The following is a 17,827-nucleotide window of genomic DNA, read 5'->3' on the forward strand; positions in this document are numbered from 1 at the left end:
TAAGATTAGCAAATATAGTTTTTTTTGTGTTTTTGGCAACATTTTTCAGAGTTACAAGCAAAAAAATCGCAGAATAGTTCTGCGATTTTTAGGTTTAAATATTTGAATCACTTTTTAGTGACCTTTTTCCTTCATAATTCGGTTCAGTCTTTTCAACATTGATAATCCAATTAAGGTAGCGAAAATAAGCAACGCAAAATTTACAAGAAAATAATTGGTTTTGCTTTCGTAGTTGTACCAAGTACTTGCAAGAATTCCGGATAATTTATTTCCCACAGAATTTGCTAAGAAAAATCCACCCATCATCAATGCGGTAATTCTTGGCGGCGATAATTTGGAAACGAATGAAAGTCCCATCGGTGAAAGACAAAGTTCGCCAATGGTGATCACTCCATAACTTGCAACCAACCACAACGGTGAAACTTTGATCGCTCCGTTTTGTCCGGCCTGAACTGCTAAAACCATAACAAGACAAGAAATTGCGGAAATAAACAGTCCTAAAACAATTTTTGAAGGAGTAGAAGGTTCTTTTCTTCTGCTTCGTAAAAGCATCCAAACACCCACGATTACGGGCGTTAACACAATCACCCAAAATGGATTGATGGATTGGAAAAGTTCGGTGTTGTAGAGGAATAATTTGCTATTCGGTGTTGCTTCTAATTTTGCCCTGTTTTCCGGCTTTAAATTAGTGAAATAGACGTCTTTTCCTTGCGTTTTGATGGTTTCTTTATTCTCATTTTTTTGTGCCCGAAACTGATCATCATAAACCGGAACCTCTTTGTTTTCGTAGGATAAACCTTCGACCATATAAATGGATTCCAACGGTTTTTCTAAAGCTGGCGAAACGCTTCTGTCTGTGTAATAATTTGCCCATCTCGTCAATGCAGTTCCGTTTTGTTTGAAAACTGCCCAGAAAAACATAGAAATTAAAAAAATCGAAAGCAAGGCACCAATCGAAGGTTTTTCTTCTGGTTTTGCCTTAAAATAAAGAGAAACATAGAAATAAATCACAGGAATTGTAGCGAAAATAAAGGCATCTGTAGAATCGCTTCCAATTAAATTTCCGGGAATGAACCAACCAATTACTCCTGCGATGATTGCCGGAACGAAAACCTTTAATAATATTTCAGAAAGTTTGGTATCGCCTTCCTGGCTTGGTTTCATGATTGCAGCGTGTCGGTAATGTTTCATCCCAATGCTGAAAATGATTAAACCTAATAACATTCCAACTCCGGCCGTGATAAATGCTTCACCCCAACCAAATTTATTTCGCATAAAAGCGGCGATAATATTACAAATGAAGGCTCCAATATTAATTCCCATATAGAAAATATTGTAACCCGAATCCTTGTTTTCTTTATACGGTTCTTCGCTATAAAGATTTCCTAAAAGCGTTGAAATAGTGGGTTTAAAAAAGCCATTACCAATAATTATTAAAGCTAAAGAACTGTAAAACAAAGTCATGTCTTTGAAAATTCCCATTCCGATATAACCTGCAGCCATTAAAATTCCACCCAGATAAATCGATTTGATGTACCCCAAAACGCGGTCTGCCAAAAATCCACCAATAAAAGGTGTTAAATAAGTTAAGGCAATGTAAGTTCCGAAAATATCATCGGCATTTTTATCAGTAATTCCCAATCCGCCGCCAATTCCTTGTGGTTCGATGAGATATAAAACAAAAATCCCCAATATTAAATAGTATCCGAAACGTTCCCACATTTCCGTAAAAAATAGATATGGCAATCCTTTCGGATGTTTGCTGGTCGATTTTTCCATAAATTTTAATTTTCTCAAAAATAGGATTTTTAATTGAATTAAAAATTTTTATAACTTTGATTAAAATAAATCCAAAAAAGATGGAAATTACCCTAAAAGATATACAGAATAATTTACAAACCCTTCCGAAAGAATTATTTCAGAATGTGAATGATTATATCAGTTCATTAAAATTTCAAAATTCTGCAAAGAAAGAAAATTTATTAAAAGAAGATTGGGCAGATTCTTTGACAAGTGATCAAAAAAAATCTGTTGAAAGAGGTATTGATGATATTAAAAATGGCAGAACTTTGTCGCATGAAGAAGCGAAAAAAAAGATTAGAGAATACATCAAAGAGGCAACAAAATAATGGAAATTGTTTGGTCTTATGAGGTTTTGGGAAGCTATTTTAAAGTGATTGATTATCTTCTGGTAAACTGGACTTCGAAATCAATTGAGAAATTTGAGAATAATTTTGATGAACTGCTTGAAAGACTTTCAAACCATAAAGAAATTTGTCCAAAATCAAAACTTCTTAACTTCAGAAAATGTATAATTGATAAAAATAATTCTTTAATTTATCAAGAAATAAATGACAAGATTTTTCTTGTAACCTTGATCAATAATAGTAGTTCGCATTCTTATTAATTAAGTAAAAAAAATCCATTCAATATTTATGAATGGATTTTTTACGTTTTTTTTACACTTCAAATTTTATAAGTTATCCAAAATAAAATTCGTCATCTTTTCGTACAATTGCGGTCTTGTTTGACCACCGTAAATACCGTGATTTTTATCCGGATAAGCCATAAATTCAAACTGTTTTTTGTTTTGGATCAAAGCTTCAGAAAACTCCATTGAGTTTTGAAAATGTACGTTATCATCGGCTGTTCCGTGAATTAATAAGAATTTACCTTTCATTAATTTTGCAAATTCGGTAGGAGAGTTCTCGTCGTATCCTTTTGGATTTTCCTGCGGTGTTCTCATGAATCTTTCTGTATAAACCGAATCATAATATCTCCAATTGGTAACCGGTGCAACTGCAATTCCTGCTTTGAAAACATCTGCTCCTTTTGTTAACGCCAAACTCGACATATAACCACCAAAACTCCATCCGAAAATTCCGATTCTTGAGGCATCAACGAAAGATTGTTTTCCCAACCATTTTGCCGCCGCAATCTGATCTTCAATTTCGTATTTACCTAAATTCATGTAGGTTGCCTTTTTAAATTTGGTTCCTTTATAACCAGTTCCACGTCCGTCAACGCACACAACAAGGTATCCTTTTTGAACCAGACTTTCAAACCAGATCGCGTTTCCACCATCCCAAGAATTGGAAACCTGTTGCGAACCCGGACCGGAATATTGGTACATAAACACGGGATATTTTTTATTTTTATCGAAATTTTTCGGCTTAATAATCCACGCATTCATCTGATCACCAACTTCATTTGGAATGGTGAAAAATTCTTTTTCGACAAAATTATCTGCTTTTAGTTTCGCTAAAAGATCATTGTTATTTTGAAGTTCTTTCAAAGTTTTTCCGCTGTTATCCTTTAAGGTAAAAGTATATGGTTTGGCTGCAGATGAAGAAGTTTCTATAAAATAATTGAAATTTCCGCTGAAATTTGCACTGTTATTGCCTTCGGAATTTGAAATGATGATTGATTTTCCCGAGTCTATATTAATTTTGGAAACGACTTTGTTGATGCTTCCTTTTTCTGTAGTCTGTACGAAAACTTCTTTTGTTTTTGGGTTAAATCCATAATAATCAGTTACTTCCCAGTTTCCTTTTGTGATTTGCTTTTTTAGTTTTCCATTTTGGTCATACCAATAAAGATGTCTGTTTCCATCCCGTTCTGCACCCCAAATAAAAGAATTATCATCCAGAAATTCTAAAGTCACATTATCTGTATCAATCCATTGATCATCACTTTCTGTAAATAGTTTGGTGATATTTCCGGTTTTCGTATTGACCTTTAAAATATCAGAAGAATTTTGAATTCGTTCCGAAGTGATTAGAATAATTTCGTCCGCTTTTGCAGTTTTATGAACATCCGGAATGTAATAATTTTTAAAGCCGGATAAGTTTAAAGCCATCGTTTTATTGGCATCTAAACGATATAAATGTGCGGAAACTACAGAGTTTTTTTCACCCGCTTTTGGATATTTGAAACGCATTTCAGAAGGGTAGAGCTGTTTTCCATAAATGGGAATATACATTTCAGGAACCTCTGATTCATTGGATTTTACAAAGACAATTGCGTCAGAATTTTTCGTCCAGTCATACAATTTTGCGTGTCCGAATTCTTCTTCATAAACCCAATCAGCAAGACCATTTAAGATCGAGTTTTTCTTACCATCTGTAGTAATCTGCGTGATTTTTCCAGAAGCCAAATCCTGATAAAACATATTATTTTCGGCGATAAAAGCGATTTTGGTTCCATCTGGAGAAAAAGTAGGTTCCAGAACAAAATTTCCGTTATTTAAAGAAAGAATTTTCCCAGATTTCAAATCTTTAACATCAAATTTTCCTAAAAATGAATGTCTATAAATAGGAGTGCTTTCTTTTAAAAGTAAAATTTTTGATTCATCATCATTGAAAATATAGGACTGGAAATTTCCATTCACAATATTTCCTTCTTTAATGGTGGTTTTGTAGGAATATTTGGCAATTCCATCTTTTTCAATAACCGCATAATTTTCGCCATTTTTTAGGGAGGCGATTCCTGAAATTCCTTTGCCGCGATAATAGCCGGAATAAATTTTATCTAAGGTGATTTCCTGTGTAAAATAGTGCGCAGAAACCAAGATAGAAATTGATAAAAAAAACTTTTTCATTGGATAATTTTGATAATAATTCAAAGATAGTAATTTTATTAGACCAAAAAAATTGTAGTTTATGGGGGCAAGGAAAAATAAATAAAAATTTTCTTTCCTTTTTTAAACAAGAAGAATTGTTCTAAAATCACTCCTTATTATAGGGAAAAAGAATTCCCAAAAAGTGAAAGAAAAATTTGGTGAAGCGCTGCTTGAATTCGAAAAAGGAAAATTGAAAACTTCTTCTTGTCATATAATGAATGAGAGAAAGAAGGCAATCGCAATCGAGGTTTTCGGAGCCAAAAAGCATTCCTGAAGATTCCGAAAATCAAAATAAAAGTCATTATTTGGCGGCTCTTTTAAGGTAATTATCTTCTATTTGCAAACCGCTAATTCTCTTTCGGTTGGTCTTCATTATGCTGAAAACCAATCGGCGATCGAGGAGATTCGATGACCTTGTAGTATTCTAATTCTTTTTTCAATTCCTGAATTCTATGGGTGAAATCATCATAATTATTAATCGAAATATCACTGATGAATTGATTGACTTGATCTAAATATTCACCGGTAAGTTTTGCAGAAGCATCTCTTAGCGCAGCATTCAGCAGGTTGCTGTCGATTTTGATTTGATCGGAATTGTTTTTTAAATACTGATTTCTAATCCGTTTTTTTAAGCTTTGGGTAAAATCGACGATCATGGTATTGGAGAAAACCTTCATTTGGTCGGAAATGTCTTTCCAAAAGGGTAGAATATTCGCATCGTTTTTCAACAAAATTTTTATTAATAAGGAATCTTCCCCCAAATTATCTGTAATATGGTGCAAAATCATCTTTAACCTTTCATCTGAATTTGGCGGAAATACGGGAATCATCACATCAAATCTTCCGGGTGCAAGAATTTCTTTATCGATTTCTAGTAATGAATTTGCCGAACCGACCATCAACAAATTTTCATTTTCAAAATGTCCGATATAATGTAAAATAATTTCTTTGGTTTCCTCATCGCCGGAAGATACAGCGTTCTGCTCATTTCGTTGCGCCATCATTTTATCAAAATCTTCCATAAAAAGAAGGACTTTGTCATCTTTCATCATTTGAAGTAAAAAATCATTGAAACTTGTCTTTTTTCCATCGATGAAAGAAGTCCCGTAATAATATCTTTTAACTTGCTCGAAGCGGTACTTTGTAATCTCGGCTATTTTATTTGCCCAAAAGATTTTTCCACTTCCGGGTGGACCGTAAAGAATAATTCCCGCCGTTTTATGAATTCCCCAATCGGTGAGAGGTGACTGATTAATAAATGGTTCTAAAGTTTGCGAAATGTAAGAGAATAAATCATGGTAACCAATCAACTTGTTATGCCTGAAACTTGCTTGCTCCCCAAAATTGTCATCTTCAAATTGCTGATTTCCATGCATTATATGATCGATTCCGAAACCTGAAACGGGAAGTTTAGAATGACCATTGTCAAAAAGGTGAGGTGTTTGTTGTCCATTAGTTTCAGGAGCAATGTCACTCGATTGATTGGTATTTTCGGCGATACTTTCTAGGTAAATATTTTGACCTGAATCCGTTTCATATTTTTTTAGGAATTCAATGTTCGCTCTTGCAAACTTTTCAAAATCTTTTTTAATGTCTAAATTGGTACTTAGGCATTCTGCAAGTTCCAAATCAAAATCGCGCATAAGTTTAATAAAACTCTCGATCGATATTTGTAGTTCTTTTCCAAGTTCGGCCAATTTCATAAAATAAAATTTTGATGATAATCAAAGCTACAAAATTTATAAGAAAAAGTGCAGGTGCTGAAATGGAGAAGTTTTAATAACCAATCAAAAAAAATGAATTATAAGATTAAATATAAATTTTCAGATTTTTGAGAATTTAAGGTTCAAAACTTTCAAATTTTCCATTTTCATAAAACCAAATAATTCTTTTTATTTTAAAAGCTTCATTTTCAACCGGTTGCTTCGGAATCTCGGGTTCAGAAAGTTCTAATCGATGAGAATCAAATATTTCTTTCTTCTTTGGACTTTGTTCAAGAATTTTAGATTCTCGTAGACTTTCGTTTTCAATGGTATCTTCAGATTCGGTGATGCCAAAATTTTCATCATTAATTAAGGAAAATAAATCTGGGAGAGAAGAAGGTTTAGGTTTTTCCACAATTTCTTCTTCATCTTTCTTTTTTACCATTTCACCCAATCCCGTAATGAGCCAATCCCATTGTAATTCGGGAAAACGGTTTTTGATCTTAATAAGAAAATCCAGCGACGGTTTATTTCTGCCAGAAGCGATATGGGAAATATTAGAGCGCTGCACTTCAATTTCATCGGCAAACTCAGAAGCAGTCAATTCTGAATATTCGATAATTTTTGAAATTCGTTCGTTTAAATTCATGATTACAAATGTAATTAAATATTTTACAAATATAAAATACAAAAGTAAACCAATGAAAGGTTTTTTTCTTTACAAAAGTAAAAGCAAGATTTAAATAATTAATTACTAGCTAATTAATCGGTTTACAAATTTAATTAATGACGTAAATGATCATCATTATTGGGGTCAAATTTTAGTGTTCGGTCTTTTTTGCGTTCTGGGAAAATTAAGGAGAAGAAAATGCTTGAACCTAATATCACAACAATTACGATTAAAGAATGAGTGGTAGAAAATCCCCAATCTTCAAGGTAATGATGGAACAACATCTTTAAACCTATGAATGTTAAAAGAATTGCCAATCCAATTTTGAGGAAGCGGAATTTGTCGATAATTCCCGCAAGAATAAAGAACATAGATCGCAAACCAATAATGGCAAAAATATTCGAAAAAAAGACAACATAAGCATCTTTGGTCACCGAAAAAATTGCGGGAATACTATCAATCGCAAAGATTAAATCAGTCGCTTCAATGATAAGTAATACTAAAAATAAGGGCGTAACTTTTTTGACACCTTCTATCGTTACAAAAAATTTGTTTCCGACAAAATGATTGTGAACCTTAAAAAACCGATTCGCAAACTTAACAATAGGATGGTTTTGGGTATCGATCTTCTCATCGTTATCTTTATCCAGGAACATTTTAATTCCTGTAAACACAAGAAACGCTCCGAAAACGTACATAATCCACGCGAACTTAGCAATCAAGGCTGCACCCACAAAGATGAAGATAAAGCGCATGACAATCGCTCCCAAAATACCCCAGAAAAGAACGCGGTGGTAATTTTTCTGTGCCACGCCAAAAGCAGAGAATATCAATACCATGACAAATATATTATCCACAGAAAGTGCATATTCGATCACATAGCCGGTAAGATATTCTAATCCCAAGTTCTGATTATACAATTGAATACTGCTTTCCAGATCGCCCGGAATTATTTTCACCGGATGATGATGCGAAGAAATGACCTGCTGCAGTTTTTCCATACTGTTGATCCCATGGAGTAGGTGACCGTAAGTAATGAGTAAAAGATAGAAACACATCGATAGCGCAACCACGAAAATACTCATTAATCCAGCTTGCTTCATCGAAACAACATCAGATTTCTTATTTAATAGTCCTAAATCTAATGCAAGGATAAAGACAATAAAGACTAAAAATCCCAGTAAAAAAACAATTTCGTTTGTCATAATATAAATATCCGCGAAGATACTGAAAATATCAATTTTACGAAATTTACATTTGTATATAAATGATGAAGGCGATAGGATTTACAAAACAAACATGTTTATTGTTTTTACCTACAAATGGACTTTTCCACAGTGTTTTATACTTAAAGTACAATTAAATAACAACTTAATATAAAAATTATAAAATACTGTTTTACAATTAATTAATTAAAATAATTATAAATAAAGCAATCCACAATTTAATCAACAGACAAATTGGCATTTTGCGATGTTTAACTTATTTACAAAAGTAAATTTTAGAATTCGGTTAAAAAAAATTAAATTTGAAAAATGTAAAATTTTATACAATGACTCAAAGATTGGTGTACCGAAAAAATCCTGATTTCCCAAATCGCTATATTTCCCCCGAAAAATTATTTTTTTACCTACAGACGAATTACAGCGATCATATTCAGAAGGTCGGACAATCGTTTTTGGATAAACCTATTTTTAATCTGAGAATGGGAAATGGTAAAATCAAAGTTTTAGCATGGTCTCAAATGCATGGTAACGAGTCGAACGCAACTCATGCAATGCTTGATTTACTCGAGATATTTAAACATCAACCTGAATTGATGCACCAGCTTTTTTCCAAAATAAGTTTGGATTTTATTTTTATGCTTAATCCAGATGGTTCGGAGAAATGGACCCGAAGAAATGCGTTGGATATTGATATGAACAGAGACTTCTTAAAGCTTTCTAGTAAAGAGTTTCGCGTGTTAAAGAAGATTGCAGAAACTGGAAGTTACAATTACGCTTTAAATCTTCATGAACAGCGAACTATTTTTACAACCGATGGCGAAAATCCCGCGACGCTTTCCTTTTTATCTCCCGCTGCAGATCACGAGAGAACCATCACAGAAACCCGTAAAAAGGCAATGGCTGTAATTTCTAGAATTTATGAAAATTTGAAATCTGAAATTCCGAATCAGATTGCAAGATATTCTGATGAGTTTTATCCCACTTCTACCGGTGATAATTTTACCAGAATGGGGATTCCAACCATTTTGTACGAAGGCGGCCATTTTCCTAATGATTACAAAAGAGAAGGAACCCGGAAATATTACACGATTGCTTTATATGAGGGATTACAAGCAATTTCAGAATTAAATGGATCCACAGAAAACTGGGAAACTTACAAACAGATCCCTGAAAATAAAGAAACTCATTTCGATGTCATCTACAGAAATGTAAAATTGAATACTGATTTTGAATGTATTTTAGATATTGCAGTGCAGTATAAAGAAGAAATTTTGGATGGTGAAGATGAGATTTCGTTTCTTCCAATCGTTGTGGAAGTTGGTGATATCGGAAAAAAGAAAGGCTGGAAAGAAATCGACTGCACAGGAAAGACTTTTGTTTGTGAAAAAAAATTCCCAAAGCTCGACGCTGAAGTCAATTTTGAAATTATATAAAAAAAAAAGCGAAGTCAATAAACTTCGCTTTTATATGGATTAAAAAGTTAAAATATTAATTAACCACTTTAATTCCGCTGGCTACAAATCTGATTTCCTCCTGCGGTTTTGTTATTGCATCAATTTCTGATTGAGGTTTTTTGGCGTCTTCTGCATAATGTTTTTGCTCATCTACAGAAATTATTTTTTTCTCCGCACTTCCCTCTAGAACTACATTTTTACCTTTCAATGCAGTGGGTACGAAAAACGCATAATCTTTCATTTTCACTAAGAATTTGTCATTGTTTTCTGTTTCTACAGTTAACCAACATCCTTTTTTATCGCATACATCGGTTACTTTTCCTTTGATCGCAACATTCGCTACTTTTTTAGATTTTTTTAATTTCTTTTGTAATAAAGCGGGCGAAACTGCGGATTTTTCTATCGCTGCAGAAACTTGTGCACCGTAAAAATCACCTAATGAAGCGTTTCCTGAAGGTGGTCCCATTTTCTGTTCTGCTTCCTGAGCGAAGGTTAAGGTAGAAAATGCGATCGTTAATAAAAAGACTACTTTTTTCATGTTGTAAATTTTTACAAAATTAACAAATTTTATCGAGAAGTTTCTTCGTAAAAATGAAGTTATCCGTCCTATTGATAGAGAAGTCTTACCTAAATGTTTAATTCATTGCAGAAAATTTATATATTTACGTTTTTCAAGACTAAAAAAATTAAACGACCGCTAATTCGATGAAGATCTTCTTAGCCAAAAACTGAAATGAGATAAACGTATGGATAAAAAACTCAAACTGTGGGATGCAACAATGCTCGTAATGGGCTCAATGATTGGCAGCGGAATATTTATCGTGAGTTCCGACATGATGCGGAATTTAGGATCAGGATATTGGTTAATTGTTGTTTGGGTCATTACAGGAATTATGACCATCGCCGCCGCAATTTCTTATGGCGAACTTTCTTCCATGTTTCCAAAAGCAGGTGGTCAATATACGTACATCACCGAAATTTTTGGGAAAATGACCGGCTTTCTCTACGGATGGGGTTTATTTACCGTGATTCAAACCGGTACAATTGCGGCAGTTGCAATGGCGTTCGGGAAATTTACAGCTTATCTGGTTCCTGCGCTCAATGATTCTGCACCGCTATTTCAAAACGGCGGTTTCAAAATTACCTGGATTCAAATTTTGGCAATTTTTATCATTATTTTACTCACATACATCAATACAAAAGGTTTGAAGAACGGAAAAATTCTGCAAGATCTTTTCACGACCTCCAAAATTTTGGCTTTACTCGGAATTATTATTTTCGGGTTTATCCTCGTGAAAAATTCACAATGGTCCGGAAACATGAGTTTCAATTGGAACGCTTTTCAGGATTTTGGTCAAGAAGTAGGCAACGACTTAGTTCCAACCGGTTGGAAATCCATTGGTGGAATGACTCTTTTAGGTGGAATTGCAGCGGCAATGGTTGGTTCAGTGTTCAGTTCTGTCGCTTGGGAAAATGTAACTTTTGTTTCCGGAGAAATCGAAAATCCAAAGAAAAATGTAGTAAAATCAATGGTTTTGGGAACAATCGTGGTGATGGTTTTATATATGCTCGTAAATTTTGTATATCTCCATGCTTTAGATCGAAACGGAATTGCATTTGCAGACAAAAATCGTCCTGCAGTTGCCGCCTCCGAAGTTATTTTTGGAAGCATCGGAACCATCATTATGGCAGTTTTGGTCATGGTTTCTACTTTTGGCTGCATTAACGGATTGGTTTTAGCTGGCGCACGCGTTTTTCAAACCATGGCAAAAGATGGCTTGTTCTTCAAATCAGCCATCGAAAATAATCAAAACAACGTTCCCGGAAAATCCTTGTGGATGCAGGGAATTTGGGCCTCAGTTCTCGCATTAAGCGGACAGTACGGAGATTTGCTCGATATGATTTCCTTTGTGATTGTGCTTTTTTATATGATCACCGTTTTTGGCGTTATTTATTTACGCATCAAAAAACCAAACCTCGAAAGGCCCTATAAAACCTGGCTTTATCCAGTTACTCCAATCTTGTATTTAATCATTGGAACCGCATTTTGCGCATTGCTCATATTTTTTAAACCTCAATATACTTGGCCCGGATTTATCCTGATTTTACTGGGATTACCCGTGTATCTTTTCATCAATAGAAAGAATAAAATAGAATAATTCCGGTTTATTTTTTTTAGGAGCAACCAGATTTACGTCTTTCTCCAAGATCAGTCCCGTTTTCACTACTCGCTTCCCGATCAAATGCATCGGGAGAGCTCAAACAGGCCGTTCAACCGGGGCTAAAACTTCAGGAATTTTTTTTTACCCAAGTTTTCAGGCCGATTGATCTCCATAGAAAACAAACAATTCAAAGAAAAATCCTTCCAAAACAGATCCCAATATCTCAGTCCAGAAAAATCCCAAGTTTGGAAATAAGGCGCATTTTCCCAAAATTTTTTACCGCAAAATACACCTGTTTCCCCCGAATTTTTCAAAAGTAAATCGCAATGAAAAACTCGAAACATTAATTGCTTAATCGAAAAACTTCGTCTTCAGAAAAACTTGCAACATTCCAAAATAGGAGCCATTTTCCTTTTGACTTCACTTTTTATTTTCCCTATCTTTACGCAAAATTTTTAGACAAAATGATCGACTGGAAAACCGTAAAAGAATACGACGATATTACCTATCAAAAATGTGGCGCAGTCGCTAGGATCGCCTTCAACAGACCCGAAGTTCGCAATGCGTTTCGCCCGAAAACCACCTCAGAATTATACGACGCTTTTTATCACGTTTCAGAAGATTCTTCTGTTGGTGTCGTTTTATTAACCGGAGAAGGACCGAGTCCGAAAGACGGTGGTCACGCTTTCTGCAGTGGCGGTGATCAAAAAGCTCGTGGCGAACAAGGTTACGTGGGAGAAGATGGAAGACATCGCTTAAATATTTTAGAAGTTCAGCGACTCATCAGATTTATGCCGAAAGTCGTTATAGCCGTTGTAAACGGTTGGGCAGTAGGAGGAGGTCACTCGTTGCACGTCGTTTGTGATTTGACTTTGGCGAGTGAAGAACATGCAATTTTCAAACAAACCGACGCCGATGTGACTAGTTTTGATGGTGGTTACGGTTCTGCTTATTTGGCAAAAATGGTCGGACAGAAAAAAGCGAGAGAAATTTTCTTTTTAGGTCGAAATTATTCCGCAAAAGAAGCAGAAGAAATGGGAATGGTCAATGCAGTAATTCCGCATGCAAAATTAGAAGAAACAGCTTATGAATGGGCGCAAGAAATTCTTGGAAAATCTCCGTTATCCATCAGAATGTTGAAATTCGCCATGAATTTAACCGACGATGGAATGGTGGGACAACAAGTTTTTGCAGGGGAAGCTACGCGACTTGCTTATATGACCGAAGAAGCAAAAGAGGGTAGAAATGCCTTCTTAGAAAAACGCAAACCCGATTTCGGAGACGATAAATGGATCTCATAATTTGATTGATGGTTTTTGGTTAATAGTGATCAGTTTTCTGAAATAATTTTCCAACAACCGACAACCCACAACTAATAACTAAAATGACAGATTGGATAAAAGCCGCAAGATTGCGCACTTTGCCGCTTTCGATGAGCGGAATTATTTTGGGTTCTTTCATTGCAAAATGGCGAATTACCGAACAAGGCGGAACTTGGGACTGGAAAATTTTTGCTTTGGCAATTTTGGTGACTTTATTGTACCAGATTTTGTCAAATTTCGCAAACGACTACGGTGATGGCATCAAAGGAACAGACAAAAATAGGATCGGAGAAGCTGAACAAAGAGCAGTAGCTTCTGGAAAAATAACCGCAAATCAAATGAAGAATGCCGTTATTTTATTTGCAATTCTTTCATGTATTGCAACTTTTGCGCTGTTGTATTTCGCATTTTTTACCGTTCATTTAATGAAGGAATTTTACATTTTTGTAGGATTAGGAATTGCGTGTATTTTGGCAGCAATTGGTTATACGGTTGGAAAAAAACCCTATGGTTACATGGGATTGGGAGATATTTTCGTCTTTATTTTCTTCGGATTGGTCTCGGTTTGTGGCAGTTATTTTCTGTTTACCAAAAACTTCGATTTGGATATGCTTTTACCCGCAACTGCCGTAGGAATGCTCAGTGCAGCGGTTTTGAATCTGAACAATATGCGCGATATTGAAAGCGATGCATTAAGCGGAAAAAATACCTTGGCTTTGCGATTGGGTTTCAAAAAAGCAATGGTTTACGAAGTGATCTTATTGCAGTTGCCCTTAATTTTAATGTTGGTTTTCATGATGATGAATGGTTTGCATACCCAAAAAAAATATTACGCCTTTATCTTTTTCATCCTCATGTTTCCAATGACGGGAATCAGACGAAAAATTATGGAAGTTAAAAACCCGAAAGAGTTGGATCCGTTTTTAAAGCAAGTAGGAATAATGACTTTAATGATGGCGATTTTGGTAGCTTTTGGGTTGAATTATTTTTAAATAGATAGGAAAGTAAATTTTGCCAATAAAAGAAATGCTCTTATCTTTTTTGTTTTGAATTTTTCGATATCAATAAAACTGATGGAAGTTCTAGCGGAAATACAGATTTAATTTTGCGAATAATTCTCACTGTAAATTATGGATCATTTTAATCAATTTGTATAGGATTTAAAAAAATTGAACCAGACTAAACTTATTTATTCTAGAATAGCTTTGGTACAATCCTAATTTGTTTTGTAATTAATCTCTTTACTTCCATTACAAGCGAAAACTAAATTTAAACTCTAAAAAAATGAAAATACAATACCTCGGACAAAACTGTTTTTTGTTCACGTATAAAGAAAAAAATATTTTAAGCGATCCGTTTTATAATTTTCAAAAGGAAAAATCAGAATTTGATATCGCTGCACAAAAGATTGATTATGTATTGATTACTCACGCTCATGGCGATCATATAGCCGATGTGAAAGAAGTTTTGCAATTTCATCCCGAAGCACAAATTATTGGACAACCGGAAATTTGCGGGTATTTTGGTCATCCGAATTCGATTGATATCAATTTTGGCGGTTCCGCGAAATTTTTGGATCTGAAAATTTCTATGGTTCCGGCAAGTCATACAAGCAGTTTTCCCGATGGAACTTATGGCGGTGAACCTTGCGGATATATTTTTAGATTTGAAGGAAAAACGTGTATTTAGCAGGTGATACCGGAGTCATGGCAGATATGGAACTATTCCCGAAATTATTTGGAAACATCGATTTAGCAATACTTCCTATTGGTTCTCATTATACGATGTGCGCCAGAAAAGCAAGTTTTGCCGCTTCTGAATTATTGAAAACAAAAAAAGTGATCGGTTGTCATTTTGATACTTTTCCACCGATTAAAATAAATCACGATGAAGCAAAAACACGGTTCGATGAAAAAAAGGTGGAATTGATTTTGCCCAAATTGGGAGAAACTTTCGAAATTTAAATCAAAAAAAGAAGTTGAATCGTAGAGAAAAAGAATTTTGGAACGAAGTGCGACACCTCTCAATAAAATCTGAAAATAAGGCACAAAAAATGGCAAGCTACCTAAATCACACCGCTACAACCAATTACCTTTGCTGCGTTCCCACCCTGGAGGATTCTCAGGAGCTGGTTGTTTAGGACTTGCCGTTGCAAAGATAAGCGTTTAATTCAAATTTCAAAATCTGTATTGCTAATTTTTTAAAAAAAGTGTGCGTAAGTCAATAAAAATAACAATAGTAATTCCCTTAATGATTGTTTTTGAAGGGGTTAATAAAATATAAAAATTTTAAGTTTTAATTATGGTAAATACTGTTTATAGAGTAGGTTTAATCCTTTTTGGTGCTACGATGCTGGTTTTTTTTGGGATGTATTTTTTTGGAATGAATACCGAATATTTTAATAATTCATTGCTATTAAATGCTTTTCTTCTTCCTGTCATTTATGTTGCAGGTGCCTATTTTTCAATCTATTCTGTGAAAAAACTCGGAATCGCGATGGGTTTTACAGAAATTTTCGGCCGATCTTTCAAACCAATGTTTGTAGGCGGAATCTTATCTGTGATTACCATGTTTTTGTTTTTGAATTTTGCCGATACCGATGCAAAAGATCTTTTGAATTATCAATACATCGAAAGACAAAAAACCGAGCTCAACAATGAGTACGAAAAAGCTAAAATTGGAATGAAAGATCCAGCGCAGAAACAAGAACTGGATAAAAATTATCAGAACCGGTTGCAAAGTTTTTCTCCAGAGATGATCAAAGGCAAGGATATGTTTTCGTTCCGCCAGTTTACCTATTATTTCGGCGCCATCATGGTTTTCTATGTTATTTTATCTGTATTTTTTGCGAGTTTTTTCCGCAGCAGTATCGAGCAATAATTTAAATAAAAAGTATTACTTATCCTATCTCAAAATCACGAAATAATATTCTAATTTTGAGGTAATAATTTCAAATTCTGAATCTTTAATGAATTTATCCATTATCATTCCTCTTTTAAATGAAGAAGAATCTCTTGAAGAACTTTTTTCAAGAATTAATTCTGTTTGTAAGACCGCAAATCTTTCCTATGAAATTTGGTTCATCGACGACGGAAGCACCGATCTTTCCTGGAGCATTATCGAAAATCTGAAAGTGCAGTTCCCGCAAATTCACGGAATCAAATTTTCTAGAAATTATGGGAAATCACAAGCACTTCATGCAGCTTTCGAAAAAGCAATCGGCGATGTCATCATTACCATGGACGCTGATTTACAAGATTTTCCGGAAGAAATTCCTGAACTTTATGAGATGGTTAAACTAGGAAATTATGATATCGTTTCGGGGTGGAAAAAGAAGCGTTTCGATAATGTAATGACCAAAAATATTCCCTCCAAACTCTTCAATGCTGCTGCAAGAAAATTGTCTGGTGTAGAACTTCACGATTTCAATTGTGGCCTAAAAGCCTATAAAAAACAAGTCGTAAAATCCATCGATGTTTATGGCGATATGCACCGATATATTCCAGTTTTAGCCGCAAATGCAGGTTTCCGAAGAATTACGGAAAAAGAAGTGCAGCATCAAGCTCGACCGTATGGAACTTCAAAATTTGGGACAGAACGTTTTGTGCGTGGATTTTTAGATTTAATAACGCTTTGGTTTGTAAGCCGTTTTGGAGGAAGACCCATGCATTTTTTCGGCGCCGTTGGAACTTTGATGTTTATCGTTGGATTTCTTTCTGCATTTTGGCTCGGAATTTCAAAATTAATCGATGTTTCCCACGGAATTTACGGTCATCTTCTAACCAATAACGCGTGGTTTTTTATCGCTTTGACGATGATGGTTTTAGGAACACTTCTATTTATCGCCGGATTTTTAGGTGAAATGATTATCAGAACCAATAGAGATCACAAAAATTATCACGTGGAAGAAGTGATTTAATGAATTAATAACCAATGAAGAATTTATTTTATTTAATCCTCATTTTTACGCTTTTTTCTTGCGGTAAAATTTCCCCAAAAGGTAAAATCGAAAGCAAAGACCTCAAAGTTGAAGATTTCACCAACCTCAATCTTCAAGGGAAATTTCGTGCATTTTATGTGAAAAGTGACAGCAGTTTTGTAAATGTTGAAACCTATAAAAACATCGCGGATAATCTCAAAATTTCAGTGAAAGATAAAACCCTGAACATTGAAGAAGGCAGCGCAACAAATAGCATCGATTTTTACAATATTACCATTTATTCCAAATACGATTTAGAAAAATTATCACTTTCAGACAGCGTAGAAATGAATATTTCTAGTGAAATTAAGACCGATAATTTTAAGTTGAATCTGAAAAAAAATGCTAAATTTATTGGAGCCGTAAATTCCAGAAAAACAGATTTGGAAATGACAGGAAAAAGCCGTGCAAATTTTCTTGGATCCACAAAAAAAGCAACCATTAAAATTGCTGATACGGCCAGTTTAATCGCACCTTTCTGGCAAATTGGCGATTTGATGATTGACTCCAAAAACGGGAATTATGCGGAAGTGAATGTGAAAGATTCCATCAAAGGAAATATAAATAATTCGGCTAAATTTGTTTATTACAACGATCCAATTCGCGCCTTTAAAATTGAAAAAGGTACAACGGTAGAAAATAAAAAATTAGACTGAAGACTACGAAATTAACAGGTTTTATGAAATTTGA

15 protein-coding genes, 1 other RNA gene and 1 pseudogene are annotated in these 17,827 nt (G+C 34.5%); 10 read left to right on the forward strand and 7 right to left on the reverse strand.

Annotation, left to right across the window (positions count from 1 at the left end):
* Positions 1-114: 114 nt before the first annotated feature.
* Complete coding sequence (locus BW932_RS03870) at positions 115-1,779, reverse strand: peptide MFS transporter (protein ID WP_076385569.1); 1,665 nt, start codon at positions 1,777-1,779, stop codon at positions 115-117.
* Positions 1,780-1,859: 80 nt separating this feature from the next.
* On the opposite strand from BW932_RS03870, the gene BW932_RS03875 reads away from it, so the two are divergent.
* Both BW932_RS03875 and BW932_RS03880 read left to right on the forward strand, forming a co-directional pair.
* The gene (locus tag BW932_RS03875; RefSeq protein WP_076385571.1) at positions 1,860-2,129 is read left to right on the forward strand and encodes a hypothetical protein; all 270 of its coding nucleotides are present in this window, start codon (positions 1,860-1,862) and stop codon (positions 2,127-2,129) included.
* Entirely contained in the window at positions 2,129-2,407 is a 279-nt protein-coding gene (locus tag BW932_RS03880; RefSeq protein WP_076385573.1) for a type II toxin-antitoxin system RelE/ParE family toxin, read from the forward strand. Before BW932_RS03875 ends, BW932_RS03880 begins: the two co-directional genes overlap by 1 nt.
* Positions 2,408-2,473: 66 nt before the next feature.
* Here the strand turns inward: BW932_RS03880 and BW932_RS03885 are convergent, their stop codons facing one another.
* The 4 genes from BW932_RS03885 to BW932_RS03900 form a co-directional block, all read right to left on the reverse strand.
* Positions 2,474-4,600, reverse strand: a complete 2,127-nt coding sequence (locus BW932_RS03885; RefSeq protein WP_076385575.1) for a S9 family peptidase — start codon at positions 4,598-4,600, stop codon at positions 2,474-2,476.
* 368 nt (positions 4,601-4,968) lie between these two features.
* Positions 4,969-6,324, reverse strand: a complete 1,356-nt coding sequence (locus BW932_RS03890) for an AAA family ATPase (protein ID WP_076385577.1) — start codon at positions 6,322-6,324, stop codon at positions 4,969-4,971.
* 136 nt (positions 6,325-6,460) lie between these two features.
* Positions 6,461-6,973 (reverse strand): helix-turn-helix domain-containing protein, encoded by a 513-nt coding sequence (locus BW932_RS03895; RefSeq protein ID WP_076385579.1) that lies wholly within the window; start codon positions 6,971-6,973, stop codon positions 6,461-6,463.
* A 134-nt stretch (positions 6,974-7,107) separates the two neighbouring features.
* Positions 7,108-8,199, reverse strand: coding sequence for a TerC/Alx family metal homeostasis membrane protein (locus tag BW932_RS03900; RefSeq protein ID WP_076385581.1), 1,092 nt, complete (start codon positions 8,197-8,199; stop codon positions 7,108-7,110).
* Between the two features lie 347 nt (positions 8,200-8,546).
* Between BW932_RS03900 and BW932_RS03905 the strand changes: the two genes are divergently transcribed.
* Positions 8,547-9,653 (forward strand): M14 family zinc carboxypeptidase, encoded by a 1,107-nt coding sequence (locus tag BW932_RS03905; protein ID WP_076385583.1) that lies wholly within the window; start codon positions 8,547-8,549, stop codon positions 9,651-9,653.
* A 55-nt stretch (positions 9,654-9,708) separates the two neighbouring features.
* Here the strand turns inward: BW932_RS03905 and BW932_RS03910 are convergent, their stop codons facing one another.
* Entirely contained in the window at positions 9,709-10,212 is a 504-nt protein-coding gene (locus BW932_RS03910) for a DUF4920 domain-containing protein (RefSeq protein ID WP_076385585.1), read from the reverse strand.
* 208 nt (positions 10,213-10,420) lie between these two features.
* Here BW932_RS03910 and BW932_RS03915 point away from each other — a divergent pair, with 208 nt between their 5' ends.
* From BW932_RS03915 to BW932_RS03935, 4 genes and pseudogenes are all read left to right on the forward strand, one after another.
* The gene (locus BW932_RS03915) at positions 10,421-11,833 is read left to right on the forward strand and encodes an APC family permease (RefSeq protein WP_076385587.1); all 1,413 of its coding nucleotides are present in this window, start codon (positions 10,421-10,423) and stop codon (positions 11,831-11,833) included.
* Positions 11,834-12,300: 467 nt separating this feature from the next.
* Entirely contained in the window at positions 12,301-13,137 is an 837-nt protein-coding gene (locus BW932_RS03925) for a 1,4-dihydroxy-2-naphthoyl-CoA synthase (protein WP_076385996.1), read from the forward strand.
* Between the two features lie 83 nt (positions 13,138-13,220).
* A complete protein-coding gene (menA, locus tag BW932_RS03930; RefSeq protein ID WP_076385591.1) occupies positions 13,221-14,150 on the forward strand; it encodes a 1,4-dihydroxy-2-naphthoate octaprenyltransferase in 930 nt (309 codons plus the stop codon).
* Positions 14,151-14,442: 292 nt separating this feature from the next.
* Positions 14,443-15,122: pseudogene (locus BW932_RS03935) on the forward strand (metal-dependent hydrolase).
* Positions 15,123-15,209: 87 nt separating this feature from the next.
* Here BW932_RS03935 and ffs read toward each other — a convergent pair.
* Positions 15,210-15,307, reverse strand: an RNA gene (ffs, locus tag BW932_RS03940) — signal recognition particle sRNA small type.
* 152 nt (positions 15,308-15,459) lie between these two features.
* On the opposite strand from ffs, the gene BW932_RS03945 reads away from it, so the two are divergent.
* The 3 genes from BW932_RS03945 (at position 15,460) to BW932_RS03955 (ending at position 17,793) form a co-directional block, all read left to right on the forward strand.
* A complete protein-coding gene (locus BW932_RS03945; protein ID WP_076385593.1) occupies positions 15,460-16,038 on the forward strand; it encodes a DUF4199 family protein in 579 nt (192 codons plus the stop codon).
* An 88-nt stretch (positions 16,039-16,126) separates the two neighbouring features.
* Positions 16,127-17,077 carry a glycosyltransferase family 2 protein gene (locus BW932_RS03950; RefSeq protein ID WP_076385595.1) on the forward strand — a complete coding sequence of 317 codons (951 nt, stop codon included), beginning with the start codon at positions 16,127-16,129 and terminating at the stop codon, positions 17,075-17,077.
* A gap of 14 nt (positions 17,078-17,091) precedes the next feature.
* The gene (locus BW932_RS03955; RefSeq protein WP_076385597.1) at positions 17,092-17,793 is read left to right on the forward strand and encodes a GIN domain-containing protein; all 702 of its coding nucleotides are present in this window, start codon (positions 17,092-17,094) and stop codon (positions 17,791-17,793) included.
* Positions 17,794-17,827 lie beyond the last annotated feature (34 nt).

It is taken from the genome of Kaistella chaponensis, assembly GCF_900156725.1.
Classification (GTDB): Bacteria; Bacteroidota; Bacteroidia; order Flavobacteriales; family Weeksellaceae; genus Kaistella; species Kaistella chaponensis.